General features: G+C 58.2%; 15 protein-coding genes. 9 read left to right on the top strand and 6 right to left on the bottom strand.

All coding sequences use genetic code 11. From position 1 onward, the window contains the following. The first annotated feature begins 160 nt into the window (after positions 1-160). From AEB_RS02390 to AEB_RS02375, 4 genes are all read left to right on the top strand, one after another. A complete protein-coding gene (locus AEB_RS02390; RefSeq protein WP_145985255.1) occupies positions 161-850 on the top strand; it encodes a hypothetical protein in 690 nt (229 codons plus the stop codon). Between the two features lie 58 nt (positions 851-908). Next, the gene (locus tag AEB_RS02385; RefSeq protein WP_197714467.1) at positions 909-1919 is read left to right on the top strand and encodes a GSCFA domain-containing protein; all 1011 of its coding nucleotides are present in this window, start codon (positions 909-911) and stop codon (positions 1917-1919) included. A gap of 86 nt (positions 1920-2005) precedes the next feature. After that, complete coding sequence (gene kdsA, locus AEB_RS02380; RefSeq protein WP_119081762.1) at positions 2006-2848, top strand: 3-deoxy-8-phosphooctulonate synthase; 843 nt, start codon at positions 2006-2008, stop codon at positions 2846-2848. 59 nt (positions 2849-2907) lie between these two features. After that, a complete protein-coding gene (locus AEB_RS02375) occupies positions 2908-3621 on the top strand; it encodes a glycosyltransferase (protein ID WP_119081761.1) in 714 nt (237 codons plus the stop codon). 23 nt (positions 3622-3644) lie between these two features. Here the strand turns inward: AEB_RS02375 and AEB_RS02370 are convergent, their stop codons facing one another. The 3 genes from AEB_RS02370 to AEB_RS02360 form a co-directional block, all read right to left on the bottom strand. Continuing rightward, positions 3645-4412 carry a DUF5672 family protein gene (locus tag AEB_RS02370; protein ID WP_231958867.1) on the bottom strand — a complete coding sequence of 256 codons (768 nt, stop codon included), beginning with the start codon at positions 4410-4412 and terminating at the stop codon, positions 3645-3647. Then, complete coding sequence (locus AEB_RS02365; RefSeq protein ID WP_231958866.1) at positions 4409-6076, bottom strand: glycosyltransferase family 2 protein; 1668 nt, start codon at positions 6074-6076, stop codon at positions 4409-4411. The genes AEB_RS02370 and AEB_RS02365 overlap by 4 nt, the downstream gene beginning before the upstream one ends. A gap of 126 nt (positions 6077-6202) precedes the next feature. Then, entirely contained in the window at positions 6203-7549 is a 1347-nt protein-coding gene (locus AEB_RS02360; protein ID WP_231958865.1) for a polysaccharide biosynthesis/export family protein, read from the bottom strand. A 42-nt stretch (positions 7550-7591) separates the two neighbouring features. On the opposite strand from AEB_RS02360, the gene AEB_RS02355 reads away from it, so the two are divergent. The 5 genes from AEB_RS02355 (at position 7592) to AEB_RS02335 (ending at position 13028) form a co-directional block, all read left to right on the top strand. Beyond that, the gene (locus AEB_RS02355) at positions 7592-8440 is read left to right on the top strand and encodes a 2OG-Fe(II) oxygenase (RefSeq protein ID WP_119081757.1); all 849 of its coding nucleotides are present in this window, start codon (positions 7592-7594) and stop codon (positions 8438-8440) included. Positions 8441-8459: 19 nt separating this feature from the next. Beyond that, entirely contained in the window at positions 8460-9107 is a 648-nt protein-coding gene (locus AEB_RS02350; protein WP_172592981.1) for a YqiA/YcfP family alpha/beta fold hydrolase, read from the top strand. Position 9108: 1 nt separating this feature from the next. Then, positions 9109-10434, top strand: a complete 1326-nt coding sequence (locus AEB_RS02345) for a hypothetical protein (RefSeq protein WP_119081755.1) — start codon at positions 9109-9111, stop codon at positions 10432-10434. A 236-nt stretch (positions 10435-10670) separates the two neighbouring features. Beyond that, positions 10671-11783 (top strand): NosD domain-containing protein, encoded by a 1113-nt coding sequence (locus AEB_RS02340; RefSeq protein ID WP_172592979.1) that lies wholly within the window; start codon positions 10671-10673, stop codon positions 11781-11783. A 73-nt stretch (positions 11784-11856) separates the two neighbouring features. Further along, positions 11857-13028, top strand: a protein-coding gene (locus AEB_RS02335; protein WP_119081383.1) for an IS3 family transposase whose coding sequence is annotated in 2 segments (ribosomal slippage) — positions 11857-12121 and positions 12121-13028 — 1173 coding nt in all. Because the reading frame shifts where the segments join, the coding sequence is not laid out codon by codon here. 287 nt (positions 13029-13315) lie between these two features. On the opposite strand, the gene rfbA is transcribed toward AEB_RS02335, so the two are convergent. Genes rfbA through rfbB form a run of 3 tightly spaced genes read right to left on the bottom strand, consistent with a single transcriptional unit; the run spans position 13316 to position 16151 of the window. After that, positions 13316-14185, bottom strand: coding sequence for a glucose-1-phosphate thymidylyltransferase RfbA (gene rfbA, locus AEB_RS02330; protein ID WP_119081752.1), 870 nt, complete (start codon positions 14183-14185; stop codon positions 13316-13318). After that, positions 14182-15093, bottom strand: coding sequence for a dTDP-4-dehydrorhamnose reductase (rfbD, locus tag AEB_RS02325; protein WP_119081751.1), 912 nt, complete (start codon positions 15091-15093; stop codon positions 14182-14184). The genes rfbA and rfbD overlap by 4 nt, the downstream gene beginning before the upstream one ends. Beyond that, positions 15090-16151: a dTDP-glucose 4,6-dehydratase gene (gene rfbB, locus AEB_RS02320; RefSeq protein WP_119081749.1), complete on the bottom strand. Its 1062-nt coding sequence runs from the start codon at positions 16149-16151 to the stop codon at positions 15090-15092. The genes rfbD and rfbB overlap by 4 nt, the downstream gene beginning before the upstream one ends. Positions 16152-16162 lie beyond the last annotated feature (11 nt).

Genomic DNA, 16162 nt, shown 5'->3' with positions numbered 1-16162 from the left:
AATCTCGTCGTCTGACCGCGCCATCAACTGCCTTGACCGTGGTGGGATAAATTTGGTTTCGAACCTTGTCGCTTGTGGCGGCGTTTGGCTAAACATGCAAGGAACGCGGGAGGCTATGGGCCTCTGCCCCGACCGGAGTAAATGCCTTGCGAGCGCAGGGATGCATGTAGTTTTTTTCGGCGACAGCCATGCCCACTCGTTGATCCGCGCGTTGGCGAAAGGAAGCGGGGAAGAAGATCTCATTGCCGTTGATGTCAGGAGGATCAAGGACGGGCGGGCCAACGCCAAGGAAATTCCTGGAGATCTTGCCCGCGCCTTTCCGGCTGAGGCTGTCTTTTGCTGTCTTGGTGGAACCGAATATAATCTGCTCGGCCTAATTGAATCCCCGCAACCATTCGATTTCCTGCTTAGCCCCGGCGACGCTGTCGCTCCAGAGCGCACGCCGGTACCGCATGGATTGGTGAGAGCGGCACTCGCGTCGCGCATGCGCTCATCGCTGGCCCGTATGGCCGATGTGAGGGCGCAGTATGAGTGTCCCTTTACGTGTGTCGCACCGCCGCCCCCGTTTGCGGAGCTGGACGCAACGGTGAACTTGCCGCGCGCGTTTGTGCCACATCTCGACAAGGGCATTGCTCCGGCCCGTTTGCGGCTTAAGCTCTACAACGTGCAGCTGGAACTGTTGCAGGCACACTGCCGGGCAGAGGAGATCACCTTCATGCCGGCACCGTCAAACGCGACGGACGACGCAGGTTACCTGCGCAGGGAGTTCTGGGACAAAGACCCTACGCATGGAAACGCTCGATACGGCCAGAGCGTGATCGAGCAGATAAGGAGCAGCCAGTTTGCCTAGAGCCCACCCTTATCGCGGCCGGCCGGATTATCAATTCTGGCGTAAGGAGCCTGGGATTGTGCGGCCGCAGGCCTTCGACCCGGTCGTATCACCCAGTTTTCGGATCACACAGCGCGACGAAGTGGTGACGGCAGGCAGTTGCTTCGCACAGCATGTCGCTCGCTTTCTAGCCGCCAGCGGCTTCAATTTTCTGGTCACCGAAAGTCTCAACCCCGCCTTTGATCCGAAAGTCGGAGCAGCGTTCAATTATGGGCTGTTCTCGGCGAGATACGGCAATCTCTACACAGCCCGCCAGTTGCGGCAGTTGCTCGAGCGCGCTTACGGCTTGTTTGAGCCGATTGTCCAAGCTTGGGAGGGACCGGAAGGCGGGGTGGTCGATCCTTTCAGGCCGCAGCTTCAGCCGGGCGGTTTTCAATCCGCCGAAGAACTGGCTCTTGACCGTATGGTGCATCTGGCAGCGGTGCGTGAAGCGTTCGAAAGGATGGACGTCTTTGTTTTCACTCTTGGGCTGACCGAATCCTGGCAGGATCGCCGCGACGGCGCCGTTTATCCACTGGCGCCCGGCGTTGCAGGCGGTGAGTTCGATCCTGCCATTCACGCCTTTCACAATTTCACGGTCGAGGAAACTGTTGCGGACATGCAGGCGGCAGTTGAGTTCATTCGCACACGGAATCCGAAGGTGCGTGTCATCCTCACGGTATCGCCCGTTCCGCTCAATGCGACGGCAGTAAACCGCCATGTCTTCACATCGACCACCTATTCGAAGGCAGTGCTGCGTGTGGCCGCCGAGGAAATCTGTCAGCGGAACCAGGGTTGCGACTACTTCCCGTCCTACGAGATTATAACCTCACCCTTTGTGCGCGGGCGATACTATGCCAGCGATTGTCGGGAGATACAGCCAGACGGCGTCAAGCATGTCATGTCCACCTTCATGCGGCACTATGCTGACGCCCCGGGTGCGGACTGCGAACCCGAGGAGCTATTGCCTAAGTCTCGACAATCGGGGGCAGAGAAGGTGGAGAAGTTGCTTGATATTCTTTGTGACGAAGAAGCCATTGACAACCTTTGATAGCAGAACTGTCGCAGCTTTCTCTACGCGCTAAGCCTTAACTCCGCCCGCGCACACCTCATTTTGCCTGCTAAGGATTTCCTGTCTTGATACGGTCCATTACGCTGAAGAACGGCATCCAATTCGCCAATGATGCACCGTTCGTGCTGATTGGCGGAATGAACGTAATAGAAAGTCGCGATCTAGTGATGGAGGTCGCAGGAAATTTCGCCGATGTCACAAGACGATTGGGAATACCCTACGTCTTCAAAGCTAGCTTTGACAAGGCTAATCGATCGTCGATTCACTCTTTCCGGGGACCAGGACTTAAAGAAGGACTGGCGATACTAGCGGAAGTAAAGGAGCGGTTTGGTTTGCCGGTGCTCACGGATGTTCATGAGCCGGAACAAGCGGCGCCCGCCGCTGAGGTCGCAGACATCATCCAATTGCCGGCCTTTCTCGCCCGCCAGACGGATCTTGTCGTGGCGATGGCGAAGACCGGGGCGGTCATCAACGTGAAAAAACCACAATTTCTCGCTCCGCAGGAAATGGGCCACATTTTGCGCAAATTCCAGGAGGCCGGCAATGAGCAGGTCATGCTGTGCGAACGCGGCACAAGTTTTGGCTACAACAATCTGATCGTCGATATGCTGGGGATGGATCTGATGAAGACCATGGCTCCGGTCGTTTTCGACGCAACGCACGCGCTGCAGCGCCCTGGCGGACGAGAGAACAGCGCGGACGGGCGCCGAGCGCAGGCGGCCGCGCTGGCAAGATCGGGTATCGCGCTAGGCCTTGCGGGATTGTTTCTCGAAGCTCATCCAGATCCGGATCGTGCCTTGTGCGACGGCCCTTGCGCGCTTCCTCTGGATCTGTTGGAGTCATATCTTAAACAGATGCTCGCGCTGGATCGCCTCGTGAAGACGTTCGATCCTGTAATTTCTGGTTGAGCCGCTAGGATGCAGTTTGTGCGGCACCTTGACCACGGACGGGCTTGGAGAAGGGTAGTATGACCGAGAAAGATTTTCTCAAGGTTTTCGTCGGATATGACAGTCGGGAAGACATCGCCTGGCAAGTGTGCAGGCATTCGCTCTTGCGGCATTCCGGACATGAAGTGGCGGTTGTACCCCTTCGCCAGAAGGTGTTGCGCGAGCTCGGCCTGTACCAGCGGCCGCTGGACAAGATGGCCTCGACAGAGTTCTCGCTGACCCGCTTCCTTACACCCTACCTGGCTGCGACCTCCGGCTGGGTCGTGTTCTGCGATTGCGATTTTCTTTTCACCGCGGATGTCCGGGGTGTTCTTGAAGGGCTCGATTCTTCCAAGGCGGTGTACTGCGTGCAGCACGATTATACGCCGAGTTTTGACATCAAGATGGATAACCGAAAGCAGACGACCTATCCGCGCAAGAACTGGTCCTCCTTTATGGTTTTCAACTGCGATCATCCAGACGTGAAGGCGCTGACGCCAGACGTGGTGAACTCTGCAACCCCAGCCTTCCTGCACCGCTTCGACTGGGTTTCGCATGATGATGCGATTGGCGCGCTCGATTTGGATTGGAACTTCTTGGAAGGCGAGTATCCCAAGCCGGAAAAGCAACCGCGGGTGATCCATTACACCAATGGGGGCCCTTGGTTCGCTGAATGGCAGAGCGTCGACTATGCGGATTTGTGGCGCGCTGAGTGCGATCTTTATCAGGCGGGGGATGCGCAGCGCGCGGCTTGATCCGGCGCATCGTAAGGCGGGGATCAGCGTGGGGTTCCGACTGATTTTACGAAGGCGTCGGTGCGCAGCTGGAAAGAGCGCATTAAGCCTCGGTCGCCAAGCCTTAGCTGGCGCGCGATGAGCTTTGCATCGCGCCAGACGGTTGTGCGGTCGTCAAGGCCTTCGTACAATGTCCAGAATAGATCCGTGCCGATGGCGTCAATCATATTGAAAGCGCCGTGAAAGCCAAACGTGCTGCCATCAGCGCCACTTCTTTCACGGGAAAAACGAGCAGCGAGCGCGCTGTCGGCGAAACGCAGACCGCGCGCTTCTAGAAATGGGCGATTGATACGGCCGATAGCAACGTCTTCCGGATGCGACCGTGCAAAGCCGGGCTCGCGACACGCGTGCATGAGGCGGCGGCTGCGCAATGAAAAGCCGCCATTGCCGACGTCATACCCGTCCGCGAATTGCGGCCACGGCGCGCCGATATAGTCGCAATCCAGAAAGGCGGGGTCCCAGTTGGCGCTATGGGTGGGAAAGCCATCCCATTGAACAAGAAGGCAGTGGCCAGATGCCACGTAATCGGCAAGCCGGGTCAACACGAAGGAGGAGTAGGCCGCGCTGCTCCCGATACGCTCGATAGGAACCAGCCGAATGCCGACGTCGGTAAGGTCGAGCCTGGCATCGCTGAACAATAGGCTCTCGCGAAAATCGGCAAGCGCCATGGCCCGCCGCAGGGCAAAGATCGTAGCCTCGACGTTAACCGACGCGACCGCGCACAGCGTCACATCAGGAAGGGCGAGTCTCACAAGCCGATGACGAACTGTTCGCTATATGGGCTTAGCGAGCGGTGATGATAGGGATCGCGCTGCCGATCTGTGCCCCACAACATTTTGAGCGCTCGGAGTTCCTGCTCCAGCCGACGGGCACCGGCTGCGTCCCGATCGTTACCGCGGCTCTTGGATTCGTGATGCACAAGTCTCGCCCTTGGTTCGTAAAATGCCGGGTAGCCAATCCTAGCCAACTTAAGGCAAAGATCGACATCATTGAAAGCAACGGGAAAATTGCTTTCGTCGAACCCACCGACGGCGTCGAAGTGCCGGCGAGCGACCACGAGGCACGCGCCCGTCACTGCCGAAACGAACTGCGGGAGCGTGTGCCGCCGAAAATAGCCCTCCTCTCCCGGATGAATGTTGCGATGGGCATGGGCGGCGCCCCCGCCCACTCCGAGGACTACGCCTGCATGCTGCACGGTGCCGTCGGGGTAGAGTAGCATTGGGCCAACTGCACCGACATCCTCCCGTATGGCTTGGGTGACGAGGACGGACAGCCAATCCGGCTCGAGAATCTCTATGTCATTGTTCAGGAAACACAAGAAAGGCGCCGTGGCATGCCGAACTGCGGCATTGTTGATGGCTGAATAGTTGAAGGGTCCCCCATGACGGATGACGGTGTGCCGCGACGCATCCAGCGTGGACAAAAGCGCCAGCGTCGTCGCGTCGTCGCTGTCATTGTCCGCGATGATGACCTCCAAGGCGGGATAAGTGGTCCGTTCAAGGCCTTCCAGGCAGGTGCGAAGCAGATCCGTGCCGTTGCGCGTGGGAATGATGATCGACACAGCAGGCAAGTCGCCCGCCCTGTGCAGAGGCAACGAAGGGGGGGGGATCGGCTGTGGTCTTGTAACCCGATGATGCAGAACGAGCGGAACATGCCGGGGAGGTGCTGACACCGCCGCCTGTGCTGTGAGACGCTCTACCCAATCGTATTTGCCGTCCACGGCCGCAAGGGAATGCCGGTCGACCTTTACGATCCCGGACCACGATAGATAATCATGGTAGCGGAACAGCTCGGCGTTCCAAAGCGGCTTGAAATGCGGCTTGGTAAACTCGCCTCTTGCGTCACGTTCGTCATCGTCAGCGTAAATGAACCGCGCGTCGCTGTCTGTCGCAGCCAAAGAATAATGTCGCTCAGCGCCCGGTTCGAGCCTATCGCCGGCCCGTAGAGGAAGTAGCCAAACTTCGCCACGACCCAGTTGCCTGGCTACCGCTCCGAGCGAACCGGTACTGTCGGGAACGCTCCCATTTACATCGAGGATGATCGCCCGGTCCGGATCAGCGAGGCTGGCCAGCGTCGTTGGGACTTCGGCTTGGTTGTCGCGAGCATCTATGATCACCAAAATCGAGGGGCCCTTCGGGGCTCCGACAGCATCTCCCTCGGCTGGTGTTGCTCGCCGTCGGGCCAGCCAGACCCGGTACGCAACGGCGGAGCGGCCAATGAGAGGGGAGAACCGGGCCTTCGCGCGCAGACGCTTGCCCGCAACTCGCCACCACAGGGCCTTGCAATAGGACGCGGGGGACACCCGAAACCCGTCGAGGTGGAGGCGCGCCACGAGCGTAGCAAGCTTCAGGCCGCTCATTGCCGTCCCGAGCGCAGACACCTCGCCTTTGCGGGGCAAAATCGGGCGATTACGCAATGACCTTCCCCTTGATGTCCTTCTCTACCCCGCTCCATTCAGGGAACTGCCCTAATCGACGACTTCGTCCGGTATCGCTGCGAAATTGCCTGGCTGTCAGGTCTGCGACACGGCCTCCCACTGGATCTACTGAACCGCGTTACCAATCCCGATTATCGAATACGCCATCGACGACACGATCGTGACGAACTTTTGTATATCAGCCACGGGAGCGTTCGATACGTAGACGACATCGCCATTACGGATCGGGAAGCTCTGGGCGATGAAGAAAGAACGCGGATCGCTCATGTTGAGCTTGTATATGACCGGCAAACGGCCGTCAGGCGTCAACCTGAAGCCTTGGGGCCCAATGGTGCCTAGAGCGGCGGGGTCTTCCAACCGAAATATAAAGACACCTCGAATATCCGCTCGGCTGTCTTGTAACCCGCCGACCCGTCCGAGCGCCTGCGCCACCGTAAGGCCTGTCCCTTCGAACGGGACTTCCGCATTGAGGCCCACGGCGCCTAAAGCGGTGAAGGTGAAAGGCTGAAAAAGAGCCGTCAGCACATCGCCGGGCTGCAGGCGGATATTCTGTCTGGGATCAAGGATCACTGCATCCATCGCCTGCGAAACCGTCTCCTCTCCGCGGGTAAGTCGCAATGTCGTCTTGCTGGTGGGTTGCTTCACCCCCCCCGCGCTAGCAAGTGCGTCAAGTATGCGCTCTCCCTTTGACGTGAGCGGGACGGGCGCACTGTTGGCAACGTCGCCGACGACTGTGACGCTTGCCGACCGCGGTTCCGTCACACGTACCATAACCTGCGGCATGTGTGCCTTGCCCTGCAGCCGGGCAACGATGGCTCGCTGAAGTTGCTGAGCACTCAGTCCGGCGGCGGCGATAGAGCCGACAAACGGAATGGTTATCGTTCCATCTTCTGCCACCATTTGCGGAGGCAAACTCGAATTCTGCATGGTCATCGGACCCAGAGCCATGGCTGTAGATATCGGCGCTGATCCCCCTACGGCGCCAAACAGCGTCGCCGGCGGTGCCTCCCAAATGCTGATGTCCAGCGTGTCCCCCCGCCCGATCACCTGCCCGACGGCCGTCACGTTTCCGAAGGCCTGTGCGAACGTCTTGCCCTTGTCCGCCTCCATGACCTGCCGCGCGACGGGGTCGGTCAACTCAACAACGGCGATCTGACTGTCGCCCAGTAGCTCGTTCTGAGCCTGGCCGATCTTACGAGCTTGAGGGCCGCTGGCGCCCAGCGATGAGCAGCCGCAAAGCGCTAGCGCTACAAGCAGGACGGCAGCGCCAGGACCGATGCGTTGCGCAAGCGCGCGACGCGCGGGGAGTTCACGACGGTAGCAATTGTCGTGACGGCGGGCAGAGTCTGGACGCATGGCGCTGCCATGGTGAACTTCTGCGTGCCGGTCAAGGAGCGGGTGAGGCCCACTCAATGAGACACCCGTCGATGCCTGCCGGCGATGTTGCGTCATTCGGCAGATAGCCATAATGATGGGCATCATTCTTGAGGGTACATGATGCTGAACTGGACGTCCTTCGAATCCAAGATTCCATATCTGCGCGATCAGTTCGCGCAGGAAAGGCCGTTTCGGCACGTCGCCATCGACGACATCCTGCTGCCTGATGCGGCCCGTCGTGCGGAAGCGGGCTTCGCAACGGCGCTCAGGCATAAGCAGCATAGTGCCCCTAAGTCCCATCGAGATGTGTTGCTGAAAACGGGGACGCCAAATTTAAAAGTGATGACGCCCGACCAAGTTGCGATTTTTACCGAAATTCACTCCAATCGCTTTGTCAGGTTTCTAGAGGGCGTGACGGGAATAAGTCCCGTGTTTGCGGATCCAGAGTTGCGCGGCGGCGGCCTCCACAGTTCCTGGCGGGGTGCGTATCTGAACGTTCACACGGACTTCAATTTCCACCCTACTGAAGATACGCACCGGCGCCTCAACCTGATTATTTATCTCAACGAGGAGTGGCATGAAGAGTGGGGCGGCGCCCTGGAACTATGGAATGCCGACGTCACTAGATGTGAGGCATCGTTTCTTCCGAAGTTTAATCGAGCGGTGCTTTTCGAGACGAGTGAGATTTCTTTTCACGGTCACCCGGTGCCGCTGACATGTCCGGAAGGTGTGACGCGGAAGAGTCTGGCAGTTTATTATTATAGCTATTGGCCTGACGGAATAGAGCGCCGCGCGAAAACCAACTACGTCTTAACGCCCGAACAAAAGGCCGCGCTGCGGGCGGACGTGTTGAGTGCCATTGCCCAAGGCGCCAAAACGTTCGAGGAAGCATCAGAAATGGCACCTCGTTGGCAGCCTGCACATGTCAGAAGGATGTTTGCCGAGGTCGCGCGTGTGGCGTCTTGACAAATCTCCGGGCGCAGACGTGGCATTGTTTACGTTCGGGTCTTTCACAAATCCAGGCAGACAAGAGCCCTCATATGCATTTGTGAACACGGTGCTACGCCTGAAGAAGGCGTTTGGGGCCTCATTCGACAGTTACTACCTGACGGCGCGTAAGAACGACTGGTACTTTTCCGGCGTTCAAGGGTGTAACAGTCTGGAAGCCTCTTTCGCCGAGATCGAGCGGGCGATGGCGAGTTACGATGCGACGATGTTCTTGGGTAACTCCATGGGGGGTTATGCCGCGATGTTGTTCGGAGCGCCCTTGAAAGCCGATGCGATCTTAGCATTCAGCCCGCAGACCCGGTTTGATTCCGCTTTCTGCGAACAGATCGGCGAGTCTCGGTGGCGCGACGCTTATATCGAGATGCGGGCGCAGCACGACGTAGAAGCCATGGCGCTGCATTCCAGATGGCCGAATACCTATGACGGAAGCGTCGACATCCATTTCGGAGCAGGCTGCGGACAGGATAAGGAATATGCCGCTCAGTTGTCCGGCATGTCAGGTGTCTCTCTCGTTCCACATGAAGGTCTCGATCATGATTTGGTGCATGATCTCAGAGCGACAAAGACTCTTGATGAGATTATCTGGAACGGCCTACAGAACCTAGACACAAAATCTGCTAAATAGTATGCAGGCGGTGTTGCTAGGCGGGTCTAATTCTGTTCTGTCGCATGCCCTTTCTTGCGGTCTCGAGCAGCAGCTTGAGGTTGCTAACTTAGCTCTCGGCGCGACAACTTGCGTGCAGAACCTTTGCGAAGTTGTAAGGAACGAGGAGCGCGTCAGGAACGCCGAGCTGATTGTAACTGAGTCAAACGTTAACGATGTGGGCTGCCTCAAGTATTTTGGCCGTGACATTCGATTCGTCGAGAATTCGATAGATCTATTCTATCGAGAGCTTTTTCGGCTAAATCCAAACGTGGTCGTCCTGATACTGCCGGTTAAGGCGAATCCGTTCGAAACTCGGGATATCATAAAGTGTATAAACGAACGGCACCTTAGAAACGCCGACCTGTATGGCTTCATGACCCTCGAGATTGACAAAATTTTCGAGAGCAACGGGCCGGACGAGGCCGATCTCCTGATGCTCGATGCTAGGCATCCGATCCATAGTTACATGTACCACCTCGGATCCAACATCGGGCGGTATGCGCGCGAAAATAGGCGGGCGTTGGCGGACCACCGGACCGTGCATTCCGAGCAAGTACGTTTGTCGAGGTCGCCGTTATCTTTCCTGCGGGCAGAAGACTTCGAGCATTGTAAACGCACGAGAAAATCGAACTCTCGATTTTCTGAGGATGTAATTCTTCTTGAAGGCGATGTTTCAGTCCCATCTGAGGCTATAGGCCGCACACTCCTAGGAGTGCTCTCTTGGTCCGATAATTTCTCTTGCATGAGATTGTCTAACGGGGACGAGATATTTATTAAGCCATTCGGTGATCTTTACTCGTTTAACGAGTTTGTCGCTCAGCCTGTAATTAAGCTAGGCTGTTTGGTAGGATCATTTTACGGGGATATGCAAGATACAACCGAGGAGTCGATTCATCTGACCCGGCGGTCGGCAGGCGAATTGGCGGACGAATGGGAAATCGGCTCAGGAAACCTGCAGTTTTCAGCTCCGGTGGGTTTGGTGGGTTTCTTGTTGACGGACGGCAGTGTGGGGGGAGAATTATTGAACCGTCCCTTGGGGCGGAAGGATGTTAGCTCCCTCGCTCCTTCCCCTGAACCATATCGGCGAACCATAGATAATTACGTTAAGCGGAAGCGCTTAATATCCGTAAGCAACGCTGTATTGAATCGTATTATTGACAGCGCGAAGGTACTCGCCGAGCACGACGTGGAGGAAGCGCGAAAATTATTAAAGGTCGCCCTTCAGATTGACCCCAACAGCTCACGAGGCAGGGCTGTGGCGAAGATTATTAAGGTCAAGATGGCGTCGCATACCGGCGTACGATGACGGCACGTGTGACGCTCGGCGAGACCAAGGCGCTGCCGTACGATTTATTCCGGCTGATCGAAACGCGGGCTGCAGTGCGTGCGTCATGTTTAGGATCGCGGTCCGCAATAGAACAAGCAACTGCCCGGATCAGGGTGAGCCGAAGACAAGTCCTGCTAGGGCTTGGCGCCGGGCTTGTGGTGAGCTCCCTACCAGCCCCGACGACTGCTCGCAGTCGAGCGATACGGCAAGGCCTTGTGGCGGTCGGCGACGGCCGGGCAGATGCCACCGCCGCCCTCGAAAGGGCCCTTGGCGGCGACGCCACGGTGGTCTTCGTACCGGATGGTACGTATCGCATCACGCGACAGATCTTGGTTCCGTCGGGCGTAGTCCTCAAAGGAACCGGTAATGCGAAGATTCTGATCGACGTCGATGCCTTCAGCGCGACCGATCCTGCCGACACTTACGCTGCGAACGCTTGCGCACTGATGTTCCGGGCGAACAGGGGCGGGGGCGTTTGCGGTATACAGTTTGCGCTAAGCGCCTACGGCGCGGAGTTGATCGCAATGGCGATCGCCCTGCGCGGTTGTAGTAAGGTGCACGTTAAACACTGCCAATTCGAAGGATTCAGCAAGAGCAAGATCCTTCGCGTCGATAGCTGCGACGATTGCTGGATCCACGGAAACGAGTTTCATGATTGCCACCTCGAAAGCAAGGCGGACGCTCAACTCACCTGCATCGACGTTGACGACAATCGCTTAAATGGCGGCAGCACAGGATTGCGGATCACGAACAACGTAATGCGCCGTATCACCGTGTCTGATGCATTTTTAAGCGCCTATGGCGATCAGACCGATGGCATCAACATTAGCCATGCGAGCAGTTCAGGCCATCTCATCGCCCGCAATCTGATTGATACGGTGGGAGAGGGCGTTGATTGCTTCGGTCACGGGTGCATCGTTCGCGATAACTGGCTACGATCCTGCCGCAACTACGGGGTGAAGCTAGTACACGGCGCTCGCAATAACGTGGTGGAGAACAACCGGATTGTGCGGCCAGGGCTTGGCGGGATCGTGCTCGCCGGGAGTTCGGGGGACGCGCAGGATACAGAAGGCAACCTCATCGCCCGCAACGTGATCAGTGCGGTAGGAGCGTCAGGGCAATGGCCGAAATCGACTACGTTCGGAATAAAGCTCGAGGACGATCACGGCGCACGTGTGGCGCGTAACAATCGCATCACCGACAACGTCATTTCTGATGGGGGGCGGATGGACGTCGGAATTCTAGCTGCAGATGGGGCGCGCGACAACATAATCGCGGGGAATGTGGTCAAGAGTTTCGCAAGGGCGGCCTACTTGATTGCACGATGATGAAAGCCTTGAGGTGGTCCCGGAAATCTGGACAGGGTGCTAAGCTAATCCCGACCTGAGGAATGGACGGGAAATGAAGAAGACGAGGAAGCGGTACAGCGCAGATTTCAAGGCGAAGGTGGCGCTGGAGGCGCTCCGGGGTGACCTGACCCTGGCCGAGCTGGCAGCGAAGCATGGCATCCACCATACGATGATCGCGGCCTGGAAGCGCCAGGCTGTCGAGGGAATGGGGAGCACGTTCTCCGGAGCCGGCGATGCAGCCAAGGCAGCCAGCGAGGCCGAGGTGGAGAAGCTGCACGCCAAGATCGGCCAGTTGGTCGTGGAGCGGGATTTTTTAGCCAAAGCCTCCGGTCGATGAGCGTGGCACGGAGGCGTTCGATGATCGAACCTGCTCACCACCGGCTGTCGATTGCGGCGCAATGCCGGCTGCTGTCGATCAGCCGGTCTTCCTATTATTATGCGCCGGTGCCGGAGACCGACGAGACGCTGGCACTGATGCGGATGATCGACGCGGCGTTCCTCGACATGCCATGGTATGGTAGCCGCCAGATGGTCCGGCACCTGCGCCGCGAGGGCCACGATGTCGGCCGACGACGTGTGCGGCGGCTGATGGCGAAGATGGGCTTGTCGCCGATTTACCAGCGCCCTCGGACCAGCGATCCGAACCCGCAGCACCGGATCTATCCGTATCTTCTGCGCAAACTGGTGATCGAGCGCCCCAACCAGGTGTGGTGCGCCGATGTGACGTATATCCCGATGCGCCGGGGCTTCTTGTATCTGGTCGCGGTGATGGACTGGGCGACCCGCAAGGTGCTGGCCTGGCGGCTGTCGAATACGATGGACGCCGGCTTCTGCGTCGCCGCACTGGAAGATGCGCTGGCGCGCTTCGGTAAGCCGGAGATCTTCAATACGGATCAGGGTAGCCAGTTCACCAGCTTCGCCTTCACCAGCGTGCTGCGCAACGCAGAGGTCAAGATCAGCATGGACGGTCGAGGCCGTTGGATGGATAATGTGTTCATCGAGCGGCTGTGGCGATCTCTGAAGTATGAATGCGTCTATCTCCACGCCTTCGAGACCGGCTCGGAGCTGCGCACTGGCCTCCGGCGATGGATCACCTATTACAACACGCAGCGACCGCACTCGGGTCTCGCCGGGCGGACCCCGGCAGAGGCCTACGGGCGGATCAGCGAACCAGATCATGGGGGGCATGCCCCCCATGATCTGACGACCAGACTGGCGGCATAATCACATCGGGGATTAGCTTAACTTCGTCGCCGACCTGTCCAAGAAGGCGGAACCACCTCACCTGCCGTAGAGGTGACGAGCCGGGCAGCATCACCACGGTGTAGCCTCCAATCGGGGTCCTTTACACTTCAAGCTCAGCCCAAAACTGCCCCACCCAGTAGGCCGTCATCCTGGATTGTTGCAGCAACCCGCGCCCACAGCGGCCGCGACTTGGTCACTTCTGAAGCGGCCAGCGTTAAGCGCCCACATAGCACGAGCGCGATAGGGGGCCGCTCAGCGTGGCATCCTCAGTATTCAGTCACGACGCTACGCAAATAATTAGCGTAATCGGACTTTCCGAGCCGATTAATCGCTCGTTCCATCAACGAGGCGTCAATGAAACCCTGTCGAAACGCTATTTCCTCTGGGCTCGCGATCTTAAAGCCCTGCCTTTTCTCGAGAATTCTCACGTATTCGGCAGCATCAAGCAGGCTATCTGGAGTGCCAGTGTCCAGCCAAGCATAACCGCGGCCCATGATTTCGACCGACAGCTGTCCACGCTCCAGATAGACGCGGTTGACGTCGGTGATTTCCAGCTCACCACGCGTGGAAGGTTCGAGGTTAGCGGCAATGTCTACAACTTGCTCGTCATAGAAATATAGACCCGTCACCGCCCAGCTGGATTTCGGCTTCTCCGGCTTCTCCTCAATGGACATCGCACGGCGGCTCTCGTCAAAGTCCACCACGCCATAGCGTTCGGGATCGTTGACGTGATATGCGAAGACACTCGCACCGACCCGGCGGCCTTTCGCGCTGTCCAGCAGGGCTGGAAGCCCATGGCCATAGAAAATGTTATCGCCCAGAACTAAAGCGGAAGGTCCCCCGGCAACGAAGTCGGCCCCAATAATATAGGCTTGCGCTAAACCGTCGGGACTGGGCTGCTCCGCATATTCGAATGCCATGCCCCATTGGGAGCCATCTCCTAACAAAGCCTGAAAGGCCGGTAGATCGCGGGGGGTGGAGATAATCAGCACTTCGCGGATTCCCGCCAGCATCAGCGCGCTGAGGGGGTAATAGATCATGGGCTTGTCATAGACTGACATGAGCTGCTTCGACGTGGCGAGCGTCATCGGATAGAGGCGCGTTCCGCTGCCCCCGGCGAGTATTATCCCCTTCACTTGCGTTTTTCCTCATTGGTCGTTTTGCTGGTCAGCAGCCGCTCGATCACAACCTCGAGCCCGCGGTGCCAGACCGGCAGGGAGACACCATGGACCAAGGCAATTTTTTTCGAATCGAGCCGCGAGTTCGCGGGACGAGCTGCGGGTGTGGGATAGTCAGCCGTGGTGATGTGTCGGACGGCCGCAAATGGACCACCCCTCTCGGAAGAAGCGTGGTAGGTTGCCTCGGCAAACTGCGCCCAGCTGGCTTCGCCCCCTGCCGTCATGTGGAATATGCCGCGCAGGACTGGCGAGGCATCTTTTACGAGGTTCGCAGCCACCGTGAGCAAGCCGTCCGCGATATCCAGCGCACTCGTGGGGTTGCCCAGTTGGTCCGACACAACGGCAACCTCGTCACGCTCCCGGGCAAGTCTTAGCATCGTTTTCACGAAGTTGCTGCCGAAGGGACTATACACCCAGGCCACACGAACAATCGCGCAATTCTCCGGGTAGTCGGCCAGGACGCCCTCTTCACCGGCAAGCTTGGATGAACCGTAGGTGCTGCCCGGAGCGGTCTCGTCCGTCTCAATGTATGGACGATCCAAAGTGCCGTCGAACACGTAGTCGGTGGAAACGTGCACTAGGGGCACGCCGAGGCCCTTGGCAGCTTTCGCAACGGCAGCCGCCCCCGCTCCGTTGACCTGATGGGCAAGGCCACCTTCGCTCTCCGCCCTATCCACGGCGGTATACGCTGCTGCTGAGACAACCACGTCCGGCGCGGCAGCCTCAATCGCCCGAAGAATAGAGGCGGTGTCGGTAAGGTCAAGTTCGGGGCGTCCAAGCGCCAAGATCTCATGCCCGGCGGCGGTACCCCGCTCCAACATCGCAGTGACAACTTGGCCGGACTTGCCGGTAACAGCGATCCTCATGCTGGAGCTTTAGAATCGGTCAGGCCCAGCCGCTGGCCGTCATACCGATCACGCAACGGCCCCCACCACCACTCGTTGTCGAAATACCAGCCCACGGTCTTCTCGATTCCTGTGTCGAAGGTTTCCTCCGCCCGCCAGCCCAGCTCAGCTTCCAGCTTGGTCGCATCGATTCCGTAGCGCGCATCATGGCCCGGCCGATCAGGAACGAAGTCGATCAATGTCTCGCGCGGCGCCGTCCCTGGCGCCAGGCGATCGAGTACTTCACAGATCTTCCGCACGACATCTATGTTGCGGCGCTCATTTCTGCCGCCAACGTTATAGGTTTCTCCTATACGTCCCTTCTCGACGATTATGTCCAGCGCGCGCGCATGGTCGTCGACGAACAGCCAATCGCGCACATTTTCACCCCTTCCGTAGACGGGAAGCCGACGTTCCGCGAGGCCGTTAAGGATGGTCAGCGGAATAAGCTTTTCGGGGAAGTGGTAGGGTCCGTAATTGTTGGAGCAGTTGGATACCACCACGGGCAGGCCGTAGGTTCGCACCCAAGCCTTCGCCAAGTGATCCGAGGCTGCTTTAGATGCCGAGTAAGGCGAACTCGGATCGTAGGGCGTGGTTTCCTCGAACAACCCGTCGCTGCCGAGTGAACCATACACTTCATCTGTCGAAACATGAAGGAAGCGGAAACGAGCCATCCGTTCAGCATCCAAGCCCTCCCAGTAGGCGCGTGCTGCCTCCAGCAACGTGAAGGTGCCCACGATGTTGGTCTGGATGAACTCCGCCGCACCCGTAATCGAGCGGTCCACATGACTTTCGGCTGCGAGATGCATGATTCGGTCTGGCTGAAATTCTGCGATCGCTTGATCCATTGCGATGCGATCGCAAATATTTGCTTTCAGGAAGCGGTGGTTGCTGTGACCCTCGACAGCCCGCAGGGAAGCCACACAGCCCGCATAAGTCAGAGCATCGATCGTCAACACGTCGAAGCCCTTCTGCAGAACCAGATAACGGACTACCGCTGAGCCGATGAAGCCGGCACCGCCGGTGACGATTACACGCATGTAGAAGGAGT

The sequence above is a fragment of the Altererythrobacter sp. B11 genome, from assembly GCF_003569745.1.
Lineage (GTDB): Bacteria > Pseudomonadota > Alphaproteobacteria > Sphingomonadales > Sphingomonadaceae > Croceibacterium_C.
This window is presented reverse-complemented; position numbering and strand designations above follow the sequence as displayed.

Coding starts and splice junctions, on each gene's coding strand:
- AEB_RS02390 (WP_145985255.1), top strand. CDS start 161: ATGCATGTAGTTTTTTTCGGCGACAGCCATGCCCACTCGTTGATCCGC.
- rfbB (WP_119081749.1), bottom strand. CDS start 16,151: ATGCGTGTAATCGTCACCGGCGGTGCCGGCTTCATCGGCTCAGCGGTA.
- AEB_RS02360 (WP_231958865.1), bottom strand. CDS start 7,549: ATGACGCAACATCGCCGGCAGGCATCGACGGGTGTCTCATTGAGTGGG.
- AEB_RS02355 (WP_119081757.1), top strand. CDS start 7,592: ATGATGCTGAACTGGACGTCCTTCGAATCCAAGATTCCATATCTGCGC.
- rfbD (WP_119081751.1), bottom strand. CDS start 15,093: ATGAGGATCGCTGTTACCGGCAAGTCCGGCCAAGTTGTCACTGCGATG.
- AEB_RS02345 (WP_119081755.1), top strand. CDS start 9,109: ATGCAGGCGGTGTTGCTAGGCGGGTCTAATTCTGTTCTGTCGCATGCC.
- AEB_RS02375 (WP_119081761.1), top strand. CDS start 2,908: ATGACCGAGAAAGATTTTCTCAAGGTTTTCGTCGGATATGACAGTCGG.